General features: G+C 51.7%; 15 protein-coding genes. 12 read left to right on the top strand and 3 right to left on the bottom strand.

Annotation, left to right across the window (positions count from 1 at the left end; translation table 11 throughout):
• The first annotated feature begins 13 nt into the window (after positions 1–13).
• On the top strand, positions 14–337 hold the full coding sequence (locus tag ACQ4MZ_RS09410) for a hypothetical protein (RefSeq protein ID WP_430844524.1): 324 nt from the start codon (positions 14–16) through the stop codon (positions 335–337).
• A gap of 31 nt (positions 338–368) precedes the next feature.
• Positions 369–1,193: a TapB family protein gene (locus ACQ4MZ_RS09415; protein WP_430844526.1), complete on the top strand. Its 825-nt coding sequence runs from the start codon at positions 369–371 to the stop codon at positions 1,191–1,193.
• A gap of 110 nt (positions 1,194–1,303) precedes the next feature.
• On the opposite strand, the gene ACQ4MZ_RS09420 is transcribed toward ACQ4MZ_RS09415, so the two are convergent.
• The 3 genes from ACQ4MZ_RS09420 to ACQ4MZ_RS09430 all read right to left on the bottom strand — a co-directional run bounded on the left by ACQ4MZ_RS09420 (position 1,304) and on the right by ACQ4MZ_RS09430 (position 4,077).
• Entirely contained in the window at positions 1,304–1,894 is a 591-nt protein-coding gene (locus ACQ4MZ_RS09420; protein ID WP_430844528.1) for a carboxymuconolactone decarboxylase family protein, read from the bottom strand.
• Positions 1,895–2,001: 107 nt separating this feature from the next.
• Positions 2,002–2,553 carry a peroxiredoxin gene (locus ACQ4MZ_RS09425; protein ID WP_223402263.1) on the bottom strand — a complete coding sequence of 184 codons (552 nt, stop codon included), beginning with the start codon at positions 2,551–2,553 and terminating at the stop codon, positions 2,002–2,004.
• 216 nt (positions 2,554–2,769) lie between these two features.
• Positions 2,770–4,077, bottom strand: a complete 1,308-nt coding sequence (locus ACQ4MZ_RS09430) for a UDP-N-acetylmuramoyl-tripeptide--D-alanyl-D-alanine ligase (RefSeq protein WP_430844530.1) — start codon at positions 4,075–4,077, stop codon at positions 2,770–2,772.
• Between the two features lie 111 nt (positions 4,078–4,188).
• Between ACQ4MZ_RS09430 and ACQ4MZ_RS09435 the strand changes: the two genes are divergently transcribed.
• The 10 genes from ACQ4MZ_RS09435 to ACQ4MZ_RS09480 all read left to right on the top strand — a co-directional run bounded on the left by ACQ4MZ_RS09435 (position 4,189) and on the right by ACQ4MZ_RS09480 (position 22,963).
• On the top strand, positions 4,189–6,456 hold the full coding sequence (locus ACQ4MZ_RS09435) for an FG-GAP-like repeat-containing protein (RefSeq protein ID WP_430844531.1): 2,268 nt from the start codon (positions 4,189–4,191) through the stop codon (positions 6,454–6,456).
• Positions 6,457–6,543: 87 nt separating this feature from the next.
• Entirely contained in the window at positions 6,544–7,626 is a 1,083-nt protein-coding gene (gene rhaT / locus ACQ4MZ_RS09440) for an L-rhamnose/proton symporter RhaT (protein WP_430844532.1), read from the top strand.
• A gap of 3 nt (positions 7,627–7,629) precedes the next feature.
• Positions 7,630–8,868 carry a DUF6786 family protein gene (locus tag ACQ4MZ_RS09445; protein ID WP_430844534.1) on the top strand — a complete coding sequence of 413 codons (1,239 nt, stop codon included), beginning with the start codon at positions 7,630–7,632 and terminating at the stop codon, positions 8,866–8,868.
• A gap of 118 nt (positions 8,869–8,986) precedes the next feature.
• On the top strand, positions 8,987–9,586 hold the full coding sequence (locus ACQ4MZ_RS09450) for an RNA polymerase sigma factor (protein WP_430844535.1): 600 nt from the start codon (positions 8,987–8,989) through the stop codon (positions 9,584–9,586).
• An 87-nt stretch (positions 9,587–9,673) separates the two neighbouring features.
• The gene (locus ACQ4MZ_RS09455; protein WP_430844537.1) at positions 9,674–10,756 is read left to right on the top strand and encodes a FecR family protein; all 1,083 of its coding nucleotides are present in this window, start codon (positions 9,674–9,676) and stop codon (positions 10,754–10,756) included.
• 21 nt (positions 10,757–10,777) lie between these two features.
• Positions 10,778–14,278 carry a TonB-dependent receptor gene (locus ACQ4MZ_RS09460; RefSeq protein WP_430844539.1) on the top strand — a complete coding sequence of 1,167 codons (3,501 nt, stop codon included), beginning with the start codon at positions 10,778–10,780 and terminating at the stop codon, positions 14,276–14,278.
• A 12-nt stretch (positions 14,279–14,290) separates the two neighbouring features.
• Positions 14,291–16,189, top strand: a complete 1,899-nt coding sequence (locus ACQ4MZ_RS09465; protein WP_430844540.1) for a RagB/SusD family nutrient uptake outer membrane protein — start codon at positions 14,291–14,293, stop codon at positions 16,187–16,189.
• 62 nt (positions 16,190–16,251) lie between these two features.
• The gene (locus tag ACQ4MZ_RS09470; RefSeq protein WP_430844542.1) at positions 16,252–19,329 is read left to right on the top strand and encodes a SusC/RagA family TonB-linked outer membrane protein; all 3,078 of its coding nucleotides are present in this window, start codon (positions 16,252–16,254) and stop codon (positions 19,327–19,329) included.
• 15 nt (positions 19,330–19,344) lie between these two features.
• Entirely contained in the window at positions 19,345–21,114 is a 1,770-nt protein-coding gene (locus ACQ4MZ_RS09475; protein WP_430844544.1) for a RagB/SusD family nutrient uptake outer membrane protein, read from the top strand.
• A gap of 79 nt (positions 21,115–21,193) precedes the next feature.
• Complete coding sequence (locus tag ACQ4MZ_RS09480; protein WP_430844545.1) at positions 21,194–22,963, top strand: hypothetical protein; 1,770 nt, start codon at positions 21,194–21,196, stop codon at positions 22,961–22,963.
• Positions 22,964–22,976: the final 13 nt, after the last annotated feature.

Below are 22,976 nucleotides of genomic sequence, written 5' to 3' on the forward strand. Positions count from 1 at the left end.
ATGAAATGTAGCCATGAACATCCTAACACATTATATGCTGGCGGGCTTCCTGGTCGCAGCGGGCATTCGCCATCAGGCTGTATCCAAAGCCACGCGTTCGGCAAGGCAGCCATTCCCCGAACGGGGCTTCTGGGTAGTGGAAATCTCCTCGGAAAAGAAATCGACAATCGTCCGGTACTATGCCCATAGTAATCACCTCGTATCAGAAACCACCGAGCCGGAAGTGCTGGATGTCAGGAAACTTTCAGTTAGAAAATCCCTGAATGAAAGGCTCCGGAAGGAGTTGGAAAAAGACACGACCGGCCAGTCGGCGATCAAACTTTATGAAATCAATTGAAATCTAAACAAATCTAAAATTTGCCATGAAAATGAAAATCCAAGCACCCTCACTGGCTATCAGCCGATTCGCGAAATCTGCTTTGGCCCTGGCCGTCCTGGCTATGTCATTCACTGCCTGTAAGGACGACGATAAGAACCCCGATCCGGACGGCGGTAATCCCGGCGGGACGGAGAAGGCATTTATCCCAACCAAAGACAAAAGTTATACTTACAAAATTACCGACTCCGACGGTTCCATGGGCGATATGATTACGAAGATCGTCAGTACCAAAGACTCGGCCGGAATGGATGTGCATACGATCCACAACCTGATCCGGGAAAATGAGGAGGAAATGACGCTGGTGTCGAAGGCATATGCCAAAGGCGGTACCACTACCAACGAGCTGCCTTATCCGACAGCCATGAAAGCGCTGGTTAATGAAATCAACGACATCGCTTACATCTCGGATTTCAAGGTTACCGGTTTCCCTCAATACCAGTTTCTGGAAAATAACGGAAAGGTCAACAGCGCTCTTACATTCAAAGGCGACCCTATCAAGGTGTTGATGGAGCTCGAAATTCCGATTGAAGATGAAGGCTCGGTCCTTGGCAAGCTCGAATCACGGCTGACGTATAAAAACGGCAAGGCGGTTGCCGAAGAATCAGTAACTACGCCGGCAGGTAATTTCAATTGCACTAAGTGGGAGTATTCCTACGAAGTTTATACCAAATTCGAAACGGAGGTGACGCAGCCGGAGATCACCACGGAGGTGGTCAATGTAACGCTTTGGACTGCACCGGGTGTAGGGGTTGTGAAGTCGATCGAAAAAGGGGAGGAGAGCACATCTACTACCGAGCTGCGCAAGGTTGAGTAGGGCTGTCGGCGGCATACATCATTTGTCGCCGCATTCAAAAGAGAAACAATAGAGAAATAGGATGGATAATTTGGGACTAGCCAGATCTTAAAGACCTGGCTAGCTTTGTTTTATATCAAAACAGAAAAGCTCTTGAAGATCGCTCCGAGCCTTACTGCATCGAATATGCGTGCCTGAGAACCGCCATGGTTCAATACCGACTGCTCGTGCGAAGTCACGCACATTTCGCAACCGTTCAATGCGGATACGACAAGGCTCAAAAGTTCGAAAAATTCTTTGCCGAGCACCGGGTTCACCATAATGCTCATTTTGATGCCCGCAGGTGCATTATCATAAAACTCCTTGTGCATGAAGTGGCGGAAACGGTAGAACACGTTGTTCGCATTCATCAATGACACGCAGGCCGTTACCTCCGCGATTTCCTTCTCGTCAGCACCTTCCTGTGCCGCGAGTTCTTCCAGGGCCGCGATCAGCGCCGCATTCTTCTCGTTCACCGCAACTGACAATGCGAGCAGCAATGCTTCCTTACGGTTCAAGGTTTGTGATTTCAATACATTACCCACATTGATTTTCAGGTCTTTGAGGTAACGGTGGTCAAGCGCCGCGAGCTTGTTGATCAGTACACTTTCGAATTCCGCAGGCAAATTGACCTCTTTATACAGGGACTCTTTCGTGTTCCCTGTGGCTGCAAATGGATACATGTTGGTTTGAATTTTGGGTGGGAAGGCTTTCCCGTGGGTAGTAAAAAAGCAGTTCACAGAACCGGCGTGCGAATGACTAACCGCTGCGAACTGCTTTCAATGGGTGGTTACGCGATGGTAGCTTCGCCTTTTTGCCAGTTGCAAGGGCAAAGTTCGTCGGTTTGCAACGCATCGAGTACGCGCAAAACTTCCGGTACGTTACGGCCTACTGAAAGGTCGTTTACAGATACCCAACGGATGATACCTTGGGGATCCACGATGTAAGTCACGCGGTAAGCGATTTTTTCGTTCGCTTCGAGGATACCCAGCTCTTCTGCCAATGATTTCGAAGTATCGGCCAGCATCGGGAATTGCAGGTCGCGCAGGTCGTCGTGGTTTTTGCGCCAAGCCAGGTGTACGTATTCGCTGTCGGTAGAAGCACCGATCAGGATCGTGTCACGGTCAGCGAAGTCTGCAGTGTGTTTGTTGAATTCTGCAATCTCGGTAGGGCACACAAAAGTGAAGTCTTTTGGCCACCAGAACATGACCATCCATTTCTCAGCATTTTTGTGGTCTTCTGAGGTAATATCGTAGAATTCGTTTCCTTTTTCAAGCGATACTACGGATGTCTTTTTGAATTCCGGGAAAACCGATCCCACTGATAACAGTCTATTAGCCATGATTGCTCGTTTGTTTATAAATTGTATTTTTTGGTGTTACAAAACTACGAACGATGAGTACATGGGTCAAACCTTAACCTGGTACTATGCCAGGAAAGAGTTGATTTAATCCAATGAGTTTAGTTTTATTTATGGGAACGGAGTTGTTATAGATGGCGTTTATATTGTCATCAATTTTTGCAATATAATTATACTGATAATAACTGTAATTATAAATTATTTATCGGGCATAACACTGAGTACCGTTTCCAGCGACATGCCGCGTGAGCCTTTGATGAGGAAATATGTATTTTCTTGCGGATTATCCATAATCCAGTTATGCAGCGAGAATTTATCGGGAAAATAGTAAGCCTTTGGCAATGCGGGCAGCGCGTGTTGCATGAGTTTCCCCGCAAGTATTACGACGTCGAACTTCTCACCGGCAATTTGTTTTCCCAATGCCAAATGTTCCTCCGGCGCGGCATCGCCCAGCTCGAACATGTCGCCCAGAATAAGGATCTTTCTGGGTGCTTCCATCCTGGCAAAATTGGCCACGGCAGCCGCCATCGACGACGGATTGGCATTATAAGCGTCCATAATCACCGTATTTGTGCCCTTTTTGACGATTTGCGAACGGTTATTGTCGGGTTCGTAAGTAGCAACGGCCTCATAGGCATCGGCATCTTCCACGCCGAAATGCTTTCCTACGGCAAGTGCAGCACAAATGTTGTCGAAATTGTACCTTCCCGGCAGATGCGTGGTTACGACCTTGCCGCCGTTGCTGAATACGACGTTCGGGTTCTCTTCGATCAGCGTCGGATTCACCGGGCTGTTTTCGGAGCAATAGAATACGATCTCACCAAATGCCCGACGCTTGCTTACCATGTCCATGATCACCTCCTGCGTGGAGTTTACAAACACGGTCCCCTTCTTTTTGGAAAGATAGTCGAACAGCTCACCCTTGCCTTTGATAATGCCCGCAACACCTCCGAAACCTTCCAAATGCGCCTTGCCGATGTTGGTAATAAGCCCGTGGGTAGGCTGCGCAATGCTGGCGAGCAATGCAATCTCCTGCTGGTGGTTGGCGCCCATTTCGATCACCGCCATTTCATGCTTCGCGGGATCAATGCTCAGGATCGTGAGCGGTACCCCGATGTGGTTATTCAGATTCCCGCGCGTAGCGTAGGTATTGAACTTCATCGAAAGCACTTTCGCAATGAGCTCTTTAGTGGTGGTCTTGCCATTTGAACCGGTCAATGCCACTACCGGGAATTCGAAAGTTTTACGATGATGCCGCGCCAGGTCCTGCAAGGCCGTTAGGCCGTCTTCGAACAGCAGAAAACGGTCGCTGGCGACTACATTCGGGTCATCCACCACGGCATAGGCGGCGCCTTTTTGCAATGCCTCAACGGCATATTGGTTACCATCGAATTTATCGCCTTTCAATGCGAAGAAAATGCAGCCTTCGCTGATCTGCCGGGTGTCGGTGGAAACTTTGGCGCCCTTGCGGTATATATCGTAAAGTGTTTCTATGGAAGTATACATGAAATGTTGGCTCGTTATAAAGTTATGCAGGCTTATTTCGTTAGGTTTAGGACAAACTAAACCGCGGCGGACCGCCGGAAACCTGCAAAACTAATAGATTATTCCTCAACGATGCGAACCAAATTTACCTCCTTCATCCTGTGCCTGATTTGCTTTTATAAACCTTCTCACCTGCTGGCCCAGCAAGCCTGGTTCAAGCTGGATACGCTTACAAGTGTGTCGACCGGCGGCGTGAAAATGACGAATCCCTGGGGTGGGGGGCTCAATGCCTCGCAGTTCCTGAAAATGCATTTGAATAACGACGCCGACGAGGACCTTGTCGTGTACGATCGTACCAACAGCAAGGTTACCACGTTTTTGGCAGGGCCTGATCCGCTGAATGCAGGTAAAAAGACCTTCATCCACGCGCCCTATTACGAAACGCTTTTTCCGCAGGTGGATAATTGGATGATCCTCGCCGATTACAACGGCGACGGCTTGAAAGACCTTTTTGCGAGCACGTCGCTGGGTATTGTGGTTTATCAGCAGGTCAAAACGGGGAATGTGTGGTCGTGGAAAAAGGTTCGTGATGTGTTGTATACCAAAGGCTTCTCGGGTAATATCAATATGCAGGTGTCGGGTACCGACATTCCGGCCATTACCGATATCGACGACGACGGCGACCTCGATCTGCTCACCTTCGATTTTTCAGGAAATTACATTGAACTCCACCAGAACCTGAGTGTGGAGAAATTCGGGGTGCGCGACAGCCTCGGCACACAGGCCAGCCCGGTTTTTCAGCGCAATGGCGATTGCTGGGGGAATTTTCATAAAGGAGGTGCCGAAGATTTCGTGGTAGGCGTGGATTGCGGCGTGGTAACCGATCCATCCAAGCGCGTGGCCTCGCCCCTGGGCATCCGGCACGCGGGAAATTCGATCCTTCTCCATGACTTGAATGGCGATGGTACCAAAGACCTCCTCGCCGGCCACGTGAGCAACGACCACATTTCATTTTTAACCAACTCCGCCAAAGGCATCATGGCCAATTTTACCGCTTTCACCAACACCTATCCGGCTGTGGATCCCGTAGCGCTGCACATTTTTCCAGCGGGTTTTTACGAAGATGTGGATTTCGACGGCGTCAAAGACCTGCTCATCGCGCCAAGCCTGCCCGCGAGCGACGCGAATATGACCGATTTCAAATCCTCGGGCTGGTACTATCACAACCAAGGCACGAGCGATAAACCCATTTTCAAACTCGTGCGCAAAAACTTCTTGCAGGACCAGATGATTGATGTAGGGGAGAATGCAGTGCCCTCCTTTTTTGACATCGACGGTGATGGCGACCTGGATATGCTCATCGGCACGGGCGGAATGCCGTATGCGGGCGGATTCAAGGGGAGCTTCTGGCTTTTGAGAAACACCGGAACGGCCACGGAACCGAATTTTACATTCGAATCGCAGGATTACCTCGAACTCCTTCCCAAACTTTCGGTTTACAATATCAAACCCCAATGGGCGGATTTTAATGGTGATGGCGTTCCCGACCTTGGTTTTGCAGCCACAGCTTCTTCTACCTTGAAACTCGAATATCGCTACATTCCTAACAAAGGCACCAATGGCGGCGCAGCGCAGCTAAACTTGGCCGACGCGGTCACCATTGCATTACCTGCCGAACTGCAAATAGGCGATTCGCCCTATTTCTACGATGCCGACGGCGATGGCGACCTCGACCTGCTCATCGGTAAAACGCAGGGTAATATTTATTCCTACACCAACACCGGCAGCAGTAAGCAATACACATTCAAACTCGAAACCGACTCTTTCGCAGGTGTGGGTATCAATTTTGCAGGCCGCTTTTCGCAGGTAGCTGTGGCTGATTTCGACCTCGACGGTAAACCCGATCTCGCGACCGTCGATCACACCGGCACGATTCGCGTGTTCAACAACGCCGATTGGGGCAAATGGACCGACCGCGCCAGCGCCATCATCAGCATCAATGGCAGGGCGGGCAATCCGTATCTCGGAAACTACCTCTCCCTGGCCGTAGCTGACCTGAACGGCGATAAAAAGCCGGACGTCGCGATCGGCAACAATGCCGGTGGCGTGCGGCTGCTGACCAACATACTGCCCGTTTCCGTCACGGGCGTGGAGCCCGGTGATGCGGGCGAGGTGAAGGTTTTTCCGAATCCGTCGGTCGACTTTTTCAAAGTATATTCTTCCCAAACCGGCACATTTGATGTGCTCTCGGCAGGCGGTGTACGGATGCTCCGGAACCGCAGCATCCGTGCCAGTGAAACGCAGCAAATATCCACCGCGCAATGGCCCGCGGGACTATATTTGATCGAGCTCAAAGCGGGTAACAGCCGGGTTGTCAGGAAGGTTGTTGTCGGCGATTGAGCTGCATATCAATTTTAAAGACTTCCATGGCCTGTCAGTAGATACCCGGAGGATCGCTCTTACATGATAAAATTCTAATTTTATTTCATGCAAGCTCTTCTGGGTGTTATCTTCCATTTCATCGGTGGCTTCGCCTCCGGCAGTTTTTATATTCCCTACAAGCAGGTCAAAGGCTGGGCCTGGGAATCTTACTGGATCGTCGGAGGGCTCTTCTCCTGGCTGATCGTCCCGCCGCTCGCGGCTTACCTCACCATTCCGGGGTATACTGAAATCATCGCCCATACCCACGGCGGCATTCTCTTTCTGACCTACTTCTTCGGGGTGCTCTGGGGCATAGGCGGCCTCACGTACGGGCTGGGCGTGCGCTACCTGGGTGTGGCGCTCGGGAGTTCGATCATCCTCGGGCTCTGCTCTGTTTTTGGTGCGTTGATCCCATCGGTTTACTACGAATTCAACCCGCAGCCAGGCAAGGATACAATTTCAATGCTTTTCAGCAACACCTGGGGCCAATGGGTGCTTATCGGTTTGCTCGTTTGTGTGATTGGTATCGTTATCTGCGGGAAGGCCGGAGCGATGAAGGACGCCGATTTGCGTAAAACCGGTCACGTCGCAGCGGATAATACCGAGTTTAAAATCGGGCTTGGTTTGACGGTATCGATCATTTCGGGTATTCTTAGCGCTTGTTTCGCATTCGGGATCGACGCTGGCAAGGTAATGGCCCAGGAGGCGAACGAAATCTGGAAAGCGGCCAACCCAGGTCAGGGAGAATTTTTGTTCCAAAACAATGTGACCTACGTCGTGATCCTCTGGGGCGGGCTTACCACCAATTTCATCTGGTGTATGCTCCTCAATGCACGCAACAAAACATTCGGCAACTATACCGATTCTTCGACGCCGTTGTTGTCGAACTATATTTTTTCTGCATTAGCCGGTACTACGTGGTTCCTGCAATTCTTCTTTTATGGCATGGGAGAGAGCAAGTTGGGCAATGGCCCGAGCTCGTGGATCCTGCACATGGCATTCATTATCCTCGTTGCCAACTCGTGGGGACTAGTCCTGAAAGAGTGGAAAGGAGTAACTAAAAAGACCATTTCCTCGATCGTCATCGGCATTCTGGTGATTATCCTCTCGGTGCTGATCGTCGGTTATGGTAACTATTTGAAAGAATAGCCTATGAAAGCGCATTACCCGGTAATCCTGATGGCGATAATGGCGGCCATAGGCTGTTCGTCGAACCATAAAAGTGATCAGAAGCAATTGGAAACAACACAAACACAGGCGGCCGGCACGTTCGGCTACGACCTGGCATTTTTGAAGAAATATAAGGACGCCGTCGTGCTCGCTGCACCGGATAATGCAGAGGCACAGGCTATTGTCATTCCGGCATACCAGGGCAGGGTGATGACCAGTACTGCCAATGGCGACGGCGGCAACAGCTATGGCTGGATCAATTACAAGCTCATCGAAAACGGTCAGTACCAGCAGCATATGAATGGCTTTGGTGGGGAAGAGCGTTTCTGGCTGTCGCCCGAAGGCGGTCAGTTTTCGGTGTATTTCAAAAAAGGACAAAGCTTTGATTTCGAAAACTGGCAAACGCCGGCGCTGATCGACACGGTGGCCTATCAAGTGGTGGAATCAGATGGCTCTTCGGTGAAATTTCAGATCGATGCGATGATAGAGAATTATTCGGGCAAGATGTTCGTGATAGAGATCAGCCGGAAAATTCAGATGCTGGCAAAGGAGGAGATCGTCAACTTGCTCGATTTGCCTGCATTAAGCGGCATCAAGGCGGTTGCGTACCGTTCCACCAACGTCGTGACCAATAAAGATGAAACCTGGAAGCCTGAAACGGGAATGCTGGGTATTTGGCTGCTGGGGATGTTCCGGCCATCGGACCAGACGACCATCATTGCACCGTTTTCGAAAGCATTATCCGACAAGCCGCTCATTACCGACGATTATTTTGGTCGGATACCTGCCGACAGGCTCGTTGTCAAAGACTCGGTATTGTTTCTCAAAGCCGACGGAAAACACCGCAGCAAGATCGGTATCGCACCGAAATCGGCCAGAAATGTGGCCGGAAGTTATGACGCTGAAAAGGGCATTCTTACCATCATTCAATTCGACCTCGACCCACAGGGCCAGTACATGAAGTCGACCTGGGAGTTGCATAAAGATCCGTACAACGGCGATGCTTTAAATGCCTACAACGATGGTAAACTGGCCGACGGCACACAAATGGGACCCTTTTACGAACTGGAATCCAACTCATCGGTGAAAGCGTTGAAGGAAGGCGAAGCCATTACCCATCGGCAGAGCACGTTCCATTTCGAAGGCGATAAAGCGGCATTGAATGCCATTGCACAAAAAGTACTTGGAGTAAATATTGACCAAATCGGAGAAATTTTTTAAATAAACCATGACAGGGCAGGATAGTTGAGGGATAGTCAGTACAGATATTTACGTACTGATGCCAGGCGTTTGCCGGACATCAAGGAGCGTATTTCAGACCGCTGACTATTCCTATCCTGTGAAAAATTCAGAACGTCCATCAGAAACCTATCTGATCACACGCTGGCAGCAGTTTTGTGCGGGGGATAAAACTGCGTTCGGTGAGCTCACCGAACTGAATTATGCCGCGCTTTACCATTACGGCACGCGTTTCACACCCGACCGCGACCTGATCAAGGATTGCTTGCAGGACCTTTTTCTCGAAATCTGGGAAAAACGCGAAGCGCTCTCCTACATCGCCGCCATCAAACCCTACCTCTTTCAATCGCTGCGGAACAACCTCATCCGCCGCATCCGCAGGCAATCGGTTTTCTCCGACATCCGCGACGACGACGTTCAGGACGACATTTCTCCCGAATCCGACTGGATCATTCAGGAAACGGACCAACTCACGAGCCACCGCCTGAAACAAGCCATCGACGCACTGCCCAAACGCCAGAAAGAAGCCCTCTACCTCAAATATTACGAAAATCTGTCCTATGAAGAGATTGCGACCGTCATGGGGCTGCAACGGCAGGCTGTGGCCAATTACCTGCAATACGGCATCCAGAAACTGCGCGATTACTGGCAGCATGTCACTATTTTTCTCGCCTTATGCTCCGAAATTGCCTGGCACTGAAAAATTTCTGAAAATTTTTTGAAACCCATGGGTACTATTTGCAGACACGCTACTCATCGTATCAAAGCAAATAGTTAAAGAAAATCCATGAATAATTATAGTCATTTCCAGGCGAAGGATTGGCTCGATGACCTCGCGTTTCAGCGTTGGGTGTACCATGGTGAGCAGGATGTGTTTTGGCAAGACTTTATCCGCAACCATCCGGAGCAGCAAGCCAACATCGAGCAGGCCCGCGAGCTATTACTGGTCGTCCGCGGCGAGCTCGATGCGTTGCCCGATTCGGAAGTGAAGCTGCGTGTGAGCGAAATCCTGAATGCCATTCCGGATGAGAAACTGCGTGCATTGCCCTGGTGGAAAAGTAATTGGCTCAAAATAGCGGCCATGTTGTTGCTTGCATTGGGTATTGTGACGGCATTATTCCAGGAAAAAGAAAACCTTCAAAGCCTGCAAACTTTTGTAGCCGGTCTCGGCGACGGTAATAAGCCGGGACAGTTGGAAATTTATAATCAAACCAATGCCATACAGCTCGTGAACCTGCCGGACGGTAGTTCGGTAATCCTCAAAAAGCAGGCACGGATCAGTTATCCAGCCGTATTTGCAGCCGATCGCCGGGAAGTTACGCTGCGCGGGGAGGCGTTTTTTGAAATAGTAAAAAATCCGGAACAGCCGTTTTTTGTGTTCGCAGGTTCGATGGTTACCAAGGTCAAAGGCACAAGTTTCAGTATCAAGGCCAACGATGGCGACGACGATGTGGAGCTGGTGGTGAAAACGGGTGTGGTAGAAGTTTCGGCATTGGAAAATGAAGGAAGAAGCCAGGTTGGTGCGGGTAAAAAGCTGATTTTGAAGCCGAACGAGCAGGTTACTTTCAACCGCAAGAGCCTGAATATGATTACAAAAACGGTGCAGAAGCCGGTGCTGCTCAACCTGCCGGCCGAAAGCCAGAATTTTGAATTCAAACGAACGCCCCTGGCCGAGGTATTTGTCGAGCTGGAAAAAACCTATGGCATCGATATCCAGTTTGACGCGCGGTCGATTCAGCATTGCACGCTCACCGCTAAACTCGGAGACGAACCCGTGCACGAAAAGCTTGACCTCATATGCGCGGTCGTGAATGCGCGGTATGAGACGCGGGGAAGCACGGTGGCTATCACTTCGGAAGGCTGCGAATAGCATTACTTAACCTTTTTACTTATGGGAAAACATTACAAGGAGATCATTTGGCAGATCATGAAAATCAGCATTGTCCCGTGTTTGCTCTGGATGCTCTGTATGCAGTTCTCGCTGGCCAAAGACCTGCGTGCACAGGAGATTTTAAGCCAGCGTATATCAATATCCGTTACTGAAATGGATATGGAAAAAGTGTTGGAGAAAATAGAAAGCCAGACCAAGGTCCGTTTCATTTACAGCGCCGAAGTAATCCATGCCGAACGCAAAGTGACGCTCGATTACCAGAACCAGCGGCTGGATACGGTACTCGAAACGCTGCTCAGCCCGCTGGGGATTGAATACAAGGTTTCTAAAAAGACCATTCTCCTGCGAAAAGCGGTGGAGAAAAAGACGTCTTTAAAGACAGAACCCTTTGAAAATAGCATCCCGAGAAAGCAGGCAGACCGCGATATTACCGGCAAAGTACTCGACGAAAAGGGCGAACCCATTCCCGGCGCGAGCGTGGTAGTAAAGGGGACAACGGTGGGGACTTCCACCAATATCGAGGGTATTTACCAGCTTTCGGTACCCGAGGATAAAGATATTGTGATAGTCAGTTTTGTGGGGTATATCAGCCAGGAAATCCGCATCGGCAATGCTGCGAATATGGATATTACCCTGAAAGTGGACGAAAAAGCATTGGAGGAAGTGGTCGTCGTAGGTTTTGGCGAGCAAAAAAAGGTATCAGTGACCGGCTCGGTATCGTCGGTCACGTCGGAAGTATTGCAGCAGAGTTCATCAGCAAGCTTGGCCAATTCTTTGTCGGGACGCTTACCGGGCCTGACCTCCATCCAATCGGGTGGGGGCCAGCCGGGACGCGATGATGCGACGATGTACCTCCGGGGCGCAGCCACGACCAATGGGCGCAGTCCGCTGATCCTCATCGACGGTGTCCCGCGCGACAATATCCGCACGCTCGACGCTAACGAGGTAGCCTCCGTATCCATTTTGAAAGATGCTTCCGCGACAGCCGTTTTCGGCGTGAGAGGGGCCAACGGGGTGATCCTGATCACTACCAAACGCGGCACGGCAGGCAAGAATGAGCTGACGATCAATGCCGAACAAAGTTTCACCTCTTTTACCCGCGAGCCCGAACGCCTGCATTCGCTCGAATACATGGCGCTGCGCAATGAGGCTTCCAAAAATGACGGAATTACACCGCTACCTTTTTCCGCGGAGGTAATGGCCAAATATGCCAATCCGCTCGCCGGCCTCGACCCGAACGATCCGGATTATGCCCGGAAAGCGATGGTGAGAAAATACATTTACCCGGATCACGACTATTACCGGGAATACATCTCACGGTACGCGCCCCAGACGCGCGTCAACATGAACGTGACCGGCGGCACCGATAAGGTTTCCTATTTTGTGAATGGCGGCTACCTGCATCAGGGCGGTAACCTCAACACCGAGCCGAAATCGGTACTGGGCTATGATCCCGCTGCTAAAATGGACCGCTACAACTTCCGCGCGAACCTCGATTATAAGGTCACCAATTCGCTGAAGTCCTTCCTGAACATCGGCAGCTACATTGAACAGGTGAATATGCCCGCCGCGTGGCTTTATGGCAACAGTGATACCGGCTGGATGATGAGCGACCTCATTTACCAGGCGCAAACGATATTGCCCATTACGCCCGGCCCCACGACCATCGATGGCTTCGGCGTAGCGCCGGGGCAGATCGTCGACCCGGGTTATATGGACCGTTCCGCATTCGAGATCATGAACCGCATGGGCGCCCGCAACGAAGTCCGGTCGAACCTGAATGCGTCGTTCGGGGCCGAATGGGACCTAAGCGATGTTGTTACAAAAGGTTTGAGTCTGAAAGGGATGCTTTCATACGATTCAAAAGCTACCACGGCTATGCAGGGCAGGAAATCGGAAAGGCTTTACCTGGCTGAGGTGGATATGGTGAACGATAAATTGAGCTATGCCGTGAAGCGTTCCGATGAATCGCTGCTGACGCTTACGAAAGGAGCTGATTCGCGTTACAATATCAATGTGCAGGGTTCCATCAATTACGCCCGGGCGTTCGGTAAGCACGATGTGACGGGCATGATCCTCGGCCAGCGCGATACCTGGGAATCGACCGGCGGCGAAATCCCGTTCAATGTATTGGGTGTTGCGGCGAGGGCCACTTATGGTTACGACGAGCGGTATCTGGCGGAGGTTAATATGGGTTACAATGGTTCGGAGCAGTTTGCGCCGGGGCATCGCTACGGCTTTTTTCCCGCGTTTTCGGCCGGCTGGATCATTAGCAACGAGAATTTTCTCAAAAACAACCGCTACATCACCAATCTGAAACTGCGGGCTTCCTACGGCAAAGTGGGAAATGATAAAATGGGTAGTGCGCGATTTCTTTACCAGAGCAACATCACGCTGAGCGGGGACGGACCGCTGGCCAGCCTTGGCTTGGGGCAGACGATCAACCAGGGCTTGCTGGGTAATCCCAATATCACGTGGGAAATCGCCAAAAAACAGAACTATGGACTCGATTTGCAGGTTTTACGCGATCTCAATCTCTCTGTGGATATATTCAAAGAACGCCGCAGCAATATTCTGATATCCCGCGGAACGGTGCCGGAGTTCCAGGGAGTGCCCCTCGGTAATATCCCCAAAGTGAATATGGGTTTGGTGGATAATAAAGGGTTTGAACTGGAATTGTCCTATAACAAGGCATTCTCCAAGGATTTCAGGGTGATGGTTTCCGGAAACTACGGTTACAACCACAACACCGTGAAGTTTCTCGACGAGTCGGCGCGGGACGAAACTTATGCCTACCGCTATCGTTCCACCGGCTTTTCGCTCAACCAGTCGTGGGGTTATAAAATTGATTACAGCAATGGGAACGGGTATTTCAATTCAAAAGAAGAGCTGGACAGCTACCTCAAAACGACCACTTATGGTTTCGGCGAACCGAGGGTAGGCGATTTCAAATACATCGACCTGAACAAGGATGGCGTGATCAACGACAAAGACCAGGCGCCGATTGGCTATTCCAACATCCCGCGCGTGATCTACGGCCTCTCGCTCACTTTCGAATACAAGGGCTTCGATCTCACGACATTCTTTCAGGGGGTAGGCAAATATTCCAGCAACTATTCCCAGCAGGGGGTGTATGAGTACATTATCCGGGGAACCTATTTTGACTACCACAAAACAGCCTGGACACCCGAAAGGTATGCCGCCGGCGAGAAGATCACCTATCCGGCCCTCAGCACGCATAGCAATACCAACCACAATGCGAATGACTTTTTCGTCATGAACCGCTCGTTCACACGCCTGAAAAACCTGGTACTGGGCTACACGTTGCCCGCAGGCTCGCTAAAGGCGGTAGGTGTGAGTAAAATGCGACTGTATGTGAGCGCGCAGAACTACCTCACCTGGGCGCACTTGAAGATGGGCCACCTCGACCCCGAGAACGATGCTTCGCTGGGTTACCCGGTTACGAAAATGGCCAATTTCGGTTTGAATATCACTTTCTAATAGCGCCGCAATATGAGAATGAGAGCTTTACGATATGCATTGATACTGGTGATGCTCACGGTCACTTCCTGCAAGGACGTGCTGGACATGGCCCCGGATGGCAAACTGACCATGGACGAGATTTTCGCCGATAACGACAAAACCGGTGCATTCCTGAACAGCTGCTATGCCAATATCCCCGTAAAAGGTACGCGCTACTTCTTTTGGAGCCGCGGACCTGTGAATTGGAGCGACGAGAGCTGGGATACTGACGCCGAGGCCGAATCCTGGATTATGTCAGGACGGATGTATAACGGCGACGCTTCCGCCGGCAACCACCCGATCACCAACATCAGCGCGGATGCCGGAAATGGGGAGTACTGGGCCCGCTATTGGAGTGCTATCCGCAACTGTACGTTGTTCATCAGCCGCATTGACAAGGCCACGGTCCGCAACCCGGCCGACCGGGCCCGCTGGAAAGCCGAGGCACATTTGCTTCGCGCCTATTATTATTCCGAACTGCTGAAATGGTTTGGTGCCGTGCTGCCGATCGAGCGTGAGCCATACGACTTTCAGCAGGACTTTTCGAATGTCACAAAAGCCGGCTATTATGAGGTTGTCAAGTTCATCATGGAAGATTGCGACGTGGCATTAAGCACTGCTGAACTGCCCTGGCGTATTACGACCGACAGCGAAGGCGGCCGCGTGAACAAGGCGCTGGCGGAGGCGATCAAATCCAAAATGATCCTTTTTGCAGCAAGTCCACTCAATAATGCAGGCAAGGATTACTGGCAGGAGGCTTATCAGGTGAATAAAACATCTTTGGAAAACCTGCGGGCCAATGGCTACGAGCTGTATAACAAAGTGAACCTGCCACAGACCTATTTGTCGGACGTGGCATTCCTCGGGCCGGATAAGAACGAGAAAACGGCGCTTTACAACGAGTATTTCACCCAAACGATGAAGTACGCGCCCAATCCGGTGGACCGTGAAACGATTTTTCAGAGCCGCGAAAACCAGGGGAACATCTGGAATATCGACGGAATAGGCTCGCAGGACGGCTACAAATCGGGTACTTGTCCTACACAGGAGCTCGTGGATGCCTATGAGACCATCGACGGTCAGCCGGTACTCGACCTCGATAAGCCCTACCTCGACGAGCAGCATTTGCAACCGAACTATAACACGGGCAACAAAACCTACGATCCGAAAAACCCTTATGCCAAACGGGACCCGCGTTTTTACGCTTCCATTTATTACAATGGTTCCAAAAGAAAAGCCATGTGGAACTTTGCCGAGGCGCCGGAGTCTTTTGAAAATTACCCTGCCCCGATCGGAAACCGTACCCGCGTGATCGCTACTTACAAAAACGAGCCGCAGACGGGCATTCACCCGAGCACACGCAAGGCTACCCGCACAGGCTACTTCGAGCGGAAGTTCCTCCATCCGAATTCCGGTGGGGATAACCCCATTGCCGGGGCCAACTGGAAGCTGTTCCGCCTGGGTGAGGTAATCCTCAACTTTGCCGAAGCCGCCGCAGAGGCCGGCCAGCTGGCCGATGCCGCGAAGGCCGTGAATGAGATCCGCGCCCGGGCCGGCATGCCTGCACTACCCGCCTCACTTTCGAAAGCGGATTTAATCAGGCGCATTCGCGCCGAGCGTCGGGTGGAGCTGGCCATGGAGGAAAATCGCTATTTCGATCTCCGGCGCTGGTCGAAACCGGCCGATGATCTCTCAAAAACGGACCGCTGGGTAACTGCTATGGAAATCACCCGCAATGCCGACGGCTCCTTCACATACGCCCGCAGGCCGGTGCGCGCCACCGAGCGCAAGAACTATACCAACAAGTTCCTGTGGGTGCCCATCCCGCTGAACGAAGCGAACCGCCTCCGTTCCATTACCGGGGCCGACTGGCAAAATGCAGGTTGGTAATCAATGGATTCAAAGACTAGATCTTCAAGAATATGATACATTTTATCAAATCGAAATTAATCATGGTATTGGCTTGCCTGCTGGCCGGTCTGCCGCTCTACGCGCAGGAAATTACCGCGACGGTGGCGGGTACGGTGCTGAACGAGTCCGGTCAGCCGCTTGCGGGTGTGACCATCCTTTCTGAAAACGGCAAAAACGGGACGTCTACCAATATCAAAGGAGAATTTACTGTGTCGGTCGACGATGGTAGCCGTGCGCTGGTATTCTCGCTGTACGGCTACGGTAATGAGAAAGTCGCCCTTTCGGGAAAGCAGGAAATGGACGTGCGTTTGAAATGGGACGCGCATTTCAAAGACGAGGTGGTACAGCTTGGTTACACTTCTCAGCTGCGCAGCGAACTCTCCGGCGCGATATCGACTGTGAAGGGAGAGGAGCTCGAAAAGTCGCCCGTCGCGAATCTGACACAAACTTTGGCGGGCAGGCTTTCGGGCCTTACCACACAGGAGGCATTCTCCGAACTTTCGCGTGCAACGACGAACCTTTCCATCCGAGGCTTGTCGGCGGCCCGCACATCCGGCCCGCTGGTGATCATCGATGGCATTATCAATGCTTATAACAGTAACCAGACACTGGAATACATCACCGCCAATGAAATCGAATCCATTACGGTGCTGAAAGATGCTTCCACGCAGGCATTGTACGGTATTCAGAGCGCAAATGGCCTGTTGGTGATCACAACCAAGCGCGGCAGGAGGGGCCCTTTGCAAATCAAAACGCGCTTCGACCAATCCATGCAGCAGGTTACGACGAAGCCTGCCTTTTACAATGCCGCAGAATATGCCGAAATGCGCAACCAGGCCGCATTAAACGATGGTTTGGGGGCGAATTACCTGTTCAGTCAGCAGCAGATCGAAGGTTACCGCTCAGGACAAAACCGCGATTTGTACCCGAATAACAACTGGTATGACCGCTATCTCAAAAACTTCGCGGCCATGCAGCGTGCGAGTGTGAATGTGACGGGCGGCAACGATAAGGTGCAGTTTTTCTCGAACATCAACTTCATGCACCAGGGCGGTTATTTCAAAACCGACCAACCTCGCTACGATCCAAATGCGAACAATATCTGGGTCAATTACCGCTCCAACATCGATATGAGCCTGAACCGTTATTTGAAAGCGTTCATCCGTCTCGCGGGTAATGTGAAGCGCGAACGCACGCCGGGCGGCGCAAGCAATGCGGAGGTTTACAGCAGTATTTTCCAGATCCCGCCGACCGTTTACGGCCCGGTGACGCCGGCGGTAACCAGCACATCGGGCGAAGTGCTAGATGCCGGAGGGAAAGTGATTACAACCGAACGGGTAGAATCACCAACCTACGGTATGCTCAATCGCACGGGGTACACGAGGCATACCGTCACCAATATCGTGTCCCAGTTTGGTTTAGATCTCGATATGGGTTTTCTCACGAAAGGCCTCAACCTGACGGGTACCATGGCTTACCAGACCAATTCGGTGGGCAGCCTTTCCACTAAGCAGGACTATGAACGCTGGGTACAAACGAGCGATTCGGCATTGATATTCACCAAAAAAGGTGCGCAGAACAACACGCCGCTGGCTTATTCCAAAGGTCATTCCTACTATTATCATCTTACCTACAACATTGCGGCAAACTACAAGCGCGATTTCGGACGGCACCGGGTAGGTGGAATGGCCTATATGTTTTATCAAAACCTGACAAAGGCGGATAATTCATCGCCCGGATTGCTTCCCTACAACCGCGTAAGCTCAGGATTTGAGATTTCTTACGGGTTCGATAATCGCTATTTGGTGAAGCTCGACCTCGGTTATTCGGGTTCGGAGCAATATGCGCGGAATGTGCGCTATACCAGCACACCCGCAGTTTCGGCGGCGTGGGTGGTGTCCAACGAGCCGTTTTTGAAGAACAATGCATTCCTGACCAACCTGAAATTCCGCGCTTCGTACGGCAAAACCGCCAACGACCAAAGCGGGCTGATGCGCTTCGCCTACCTGGACAATGTGACCGTCAAGGGCGGCGGGCCGATCGGTTCCCTGCAATACCTGGTCGAGGAAGGACAGGTGGGGAATCCGAATATCCGTGCGGAAGTTTCCAAAAAGCAGAACTTCGGAATGGATCTCGGCTTGCTGAATGCATTCTCGGTGTCGGTGGATGTGTTCAGGGAGCGGATGGACAATATGGTCGTAGGGGCGCTGTCGACGATCCCGCTTTACCAGGGCATTCCTTTGGAGAATTACCCCAAGATCAATGCGGGGATTTTCGAGAACAAGGGCATGGATATCCATGTGAGTTATGCAAAAAGGTTTAATAAAGACCTTTCCGTCCACGCGGGGCTGATGCTGAGCTATGCCAAAAACAAGATCGTCAGCTGGAACGAGGCGCGTAAAACGGAGGATTATGCCTATCGTAAATGGGAAGAAGGTTACGCATTCGGGCAGGCATTCGGTTACCGCGTGGATTACAGCAATGGAAACGGCTTTTTCAATTCGCAGCAGGAAATCGATAACAGCAACCTCGCATACAGTTTCGGGACGCCCCGCCCCGGCGATTTGAAATACCAGGACCTCAATGCTGACGGCAAAATCGACGAGCGCGACAAGGCGCCGATCGGTACGGGCATGTTACCCAGCGTGGTCTATGGCATTTCAGCTGGTATCACTTATCACAATTTCGACCTGAGCGTGCTGTTCCAGGGCGTGGGAAACTATTCTGCCATGTATGGCGGGACGGGCGTTTTCGAAACCGATTACGACGGCGTGTTCGGCTCACTGCACCGCAATGCATGGACGGCGGAGCGGCATGCGGCAGGGGAGAAGATTACCTCGCCGGCATTGTCGCTGGCACGGACCGTGAACCACGTAGGGAGCGATTACTACCTGTACGACCGTTCGTATATACGGTTGAAAAATGTCGAGCTTTCATACACCCTGCCGCTTTCCATATCTAAACTCATCCGGGCGGATAAATTGCGGGTGCTGGTAAGCGGGCAGAACCTCATTACCTGGGACAAAATGAAGTCCGGCGATTTCGGTCCCGAAGGCGATGGGTATCTGGCTTTTCCGGTGTACCGGGTTTTCAATGCGGGTATCAGTGTGACTTTCTAAATCAGGTTTTTGGATATGAAAAAATATAAACTACTTGTGCTCACTTCGGCGATCGCCGGCCTGCTGGCGGGCTGCAACGAGCAGCTTGACCTGCCTACCGACGGCCGCATTACCATGGACCAGGTTTTCAGCGATTACAACCGGACCCGCGGCTACCTGAATTCGTGCTATGGCTCCGTTCCCAAACCCTACATGGATCGCGCCTCGTTTACCGACGAGGCTCAAGATGCCGACGACATTACACCCGGTTCGCGCTATATCGTGTGGTACGGAGGCAATGTAACCTCCAACACCTACGCCCAACACTCTGCCGATAAAAGTCCGTGGGGGAATTTGTACGAGGGCATCCGCAAATGCAATGTGTTTATTGAAAACATTAAAACTGCTCCAGTGTATGCGAGCGAGGGCGAGAAAAATGCCTGGACAGCGCAGGCGCACACGCTGCGGGCATTATATTACCTGCAACTGATCAAGCGCTACGGCGGCGTCCCGATTTTTGATAAGCCGCTGGGCATCGACCATGATTTCTCGACCGACAAGCGCGCGAAATTTTCGGAGGTAGTGACATTCATTTTGTCGGATTGTGATAAAGCATTGTCTTACCCGGCTACGCGCGAGGGGTTGCCCTGGGAGATTTATGACAATCAATATGGTATCATGACGCGGGCCGTGGCTTATGCGGTCAAAAGCCAGGCTGTGACCTACGCCGCTTCCCCGCTCTGGAGCGATGGCACTTACACCTGGGCAAAGGCGACGGAGATCAATGCAGAGGCATTGTCGCAATGCCTGGCTAACGGCTACCGGCTCTTCGACGAGAAACCGGCTGCTAATATCGCTCAGAATGCCTATGCACTCTTTTTCTTCACCAGCTCTAACGACCAGCGTGCTACCGACAAAGAAACCATTTACCATGTAGGTGACAAAATGCAGGTGTGGCGCTATGCAGGCATGCCTACCAACCCGGGTATGGAGCGCACCGGTCCGTGCCCGACGCAGGATCTCGTGGATGCCTACGAAATGGCCAACGGCGAAGCGCCGATTACCGGTTATTCCGACGAAAGCCGGACAGTCCCCATAGTCAATGCAAAATCGGGATACAAAGAAGATGATCCCTATGCAGGCCGTGACCCGCGTTTTTACGCATCTATTTATTACAATGGCGCTGTTCGTAACCTGGATCAGCCGGCTGGGAAGAAAGTGGAGACATTCGTGGGCGGTGCCGAAGAGATTTCGGATATCAACCGGAAGCATACCCGTACGGGCTACTATTTGAGGAAATTCAACAACTTCCGGTCGGGACAGGATAATGACGCCGACGGGGCAGTGCGTTTGCTGAGGCTGGCGGAACTGTATCTGAATTTCGCGGAGTCGGCATACCAGTCGGCTGGGCCGGATGTGCCTGTGAAGGCGGGTGTATTCTCCATGTCGGCCCGGGAAGCGGTGAATGCCGTGCGTACCCGTGCAGGAATGCCGGGCTTTCCGTTGGGTATGAGCAAGGAGGCATTTGAGAAAAAATACCGTAATGAGCGCCGCATTGAATTGGCATTTGAGGAACACCGCTTTTTCGACGTCCGCCGCTGGAAAATCCTCGATCAGACCGACCGCTTCGTAACAGGCATGCGTATTACCAAAAGCGGCTCCAGCTTTGTCTACAAGCGCTTTAAATTTCAGAACCGCAACGCATTCTCGGATAAGTACCTGATGTACCCGATCGACCAGAGCGAAGTCGACAAGATCATCGGCCTCTCGGGCAGCGACTGGCAGAACCCGGGCTGGCTGGATTGAGAAAAAGGCAGTCGGCTGTCGGCCATTAGCTATCGGCGGTCAGACAACTTGATAGCCCGTAACGGCAAAAGCCACAGTAATGTCTCAAACGCTCATCAAGACGACTGAATCAATGCAAAAACACGTAACGCTATATTTCTTCATTTTTCTTTTGTTGGTGATCCGTACCGTGCAGGCCCAGCCGCTTGCTGGTACGGACGATCTTGGGCGTACCTTACCGCAAAACGATGCCGTAGGCAATCCGAAAGCCAACCGGCAAGTGGGTATGTTCTATTTTTTGTGGCATGATGTGGCACCGGCCAGAGCCTGGGACCTCAGCGAAATCGTTTCCAAACACCCCGAAGTGCTCGAAGATTTCGACCATCCCAATTGGGGCGGCGATCCAAAGAATAACGTGGGAATGTACTACTGGGGACAGCCTATTTACGGATATTACAAGGCCGACGATTACTGGGTCCACCTTCGCAGCATCCAACTTCTGACCGATGCCGGGGTAGATTTCCTCGTTATCGATGCTACCAACCGGCTTACCTATCCCAAGCAAGCCGATGTGCTTATGAAAGCCGTGGATGCCGTGCGTGCGCAGGGGCGTAATGCGCCTAAAATTGTGTTTTATACCAATACACAATCGGGTGAAACCATGCAGGAGGCCTATGATATGTTTTACAAAGAAGGTGCTCCCTACCGGCATCCTGATTGCTGGTACCTGCTCGACGGCAAACCGCTGATCATCGGCATTACCAGTGAAGCCAAAGGCAAGAATTTCGAATCGTTCTTTACTTTCCGGGAATCGCAATGGCCCACCGAGAAACAGAAGGTGAATGGCTGGCCATGGATTTCGTTCACGCGTCCGCAGAAGGTACATTATAATACAAAAGGAGAAGGGGAGATCATCAACGTGTCGGTAGCCCAGCACCCGAACCCGACAGCCGGAATGGGCGGCTCCGCCTTTTATGGCAACATGGATAACTGGGGCCGCAGCTACCGGAATGGCTCGCACGGCGATCCCAAAAAGGATATTGTTTACGGCTACAATGTGCAGGAACAATGGGACTACGCCATCAAACAAAACACGCCATTTATCTATGTAACGGGCTGGAACGAATGGATTGCCGGCAAATTCCCGAGCCACGACAAGAACCCGGAGCATTCGTGGTTCTGCGATCAGGCCAGTCCGGAGTACAGCCGTGATATTGAACCTTCGCTGACAGCCGGATTGAAAGATCATTACTATATGCAGCTTGTGGGGAATATTCGTCGGTATAAGGGGGTGGAAGCTAATGCCGCGCTGGGTAATGGCCAAACCATCAAAGCACTCGACGACTGGAAGACCATAACGCTTACCTACCGGGATTACATCGGCGACACGCAGGCGCGTAACCACCCAGGCGCGCAAACCGAGCCCGCGCATACATACGTGAACCAAACCGGGCGGAACGATTTCGACCAGCTGAAAGTGGCGCATGACGCTAAAAACCTCTATTTCTACGCCCAAACCACCGCTGAAATAACGCCTAACTCCGGTGACGACTGGATGCGCCTCTACCTGGATACCGACCGCAGGCCCAGTACCGGCTGGAAAGGTTACGATTACCGCATTGTGGCAGGGAATACTTTGCAGCAATACCGCGGCGGCAACTGGTACGATGTGAAGAAAGTGACCTATCAGGTACAGGGAAACCGGATGATGGTGACCATCCCACGCGCTTATCTTACCAATTTGAAAACCCCTTTGAACCTGGAATTCAAATGGTCGGACAATATGCAGGAAGACGGTAACCCGCTCGACTGGTATGTCAATGGGGATGCCGCGCCGGGAGGGCGGTTTAATTTTATTGTAAATCAATAGGAGCACGGTGAAA

It is taken from the genome of Dyadobacter sp. BHUBP1, from assembly GCF_050587785.1.
Taxonomy (GTDB): Bacteria; Bacteroidota; Bacteroidia; order Cytophagales; family Spirosomataceae; genus Dyadobacter.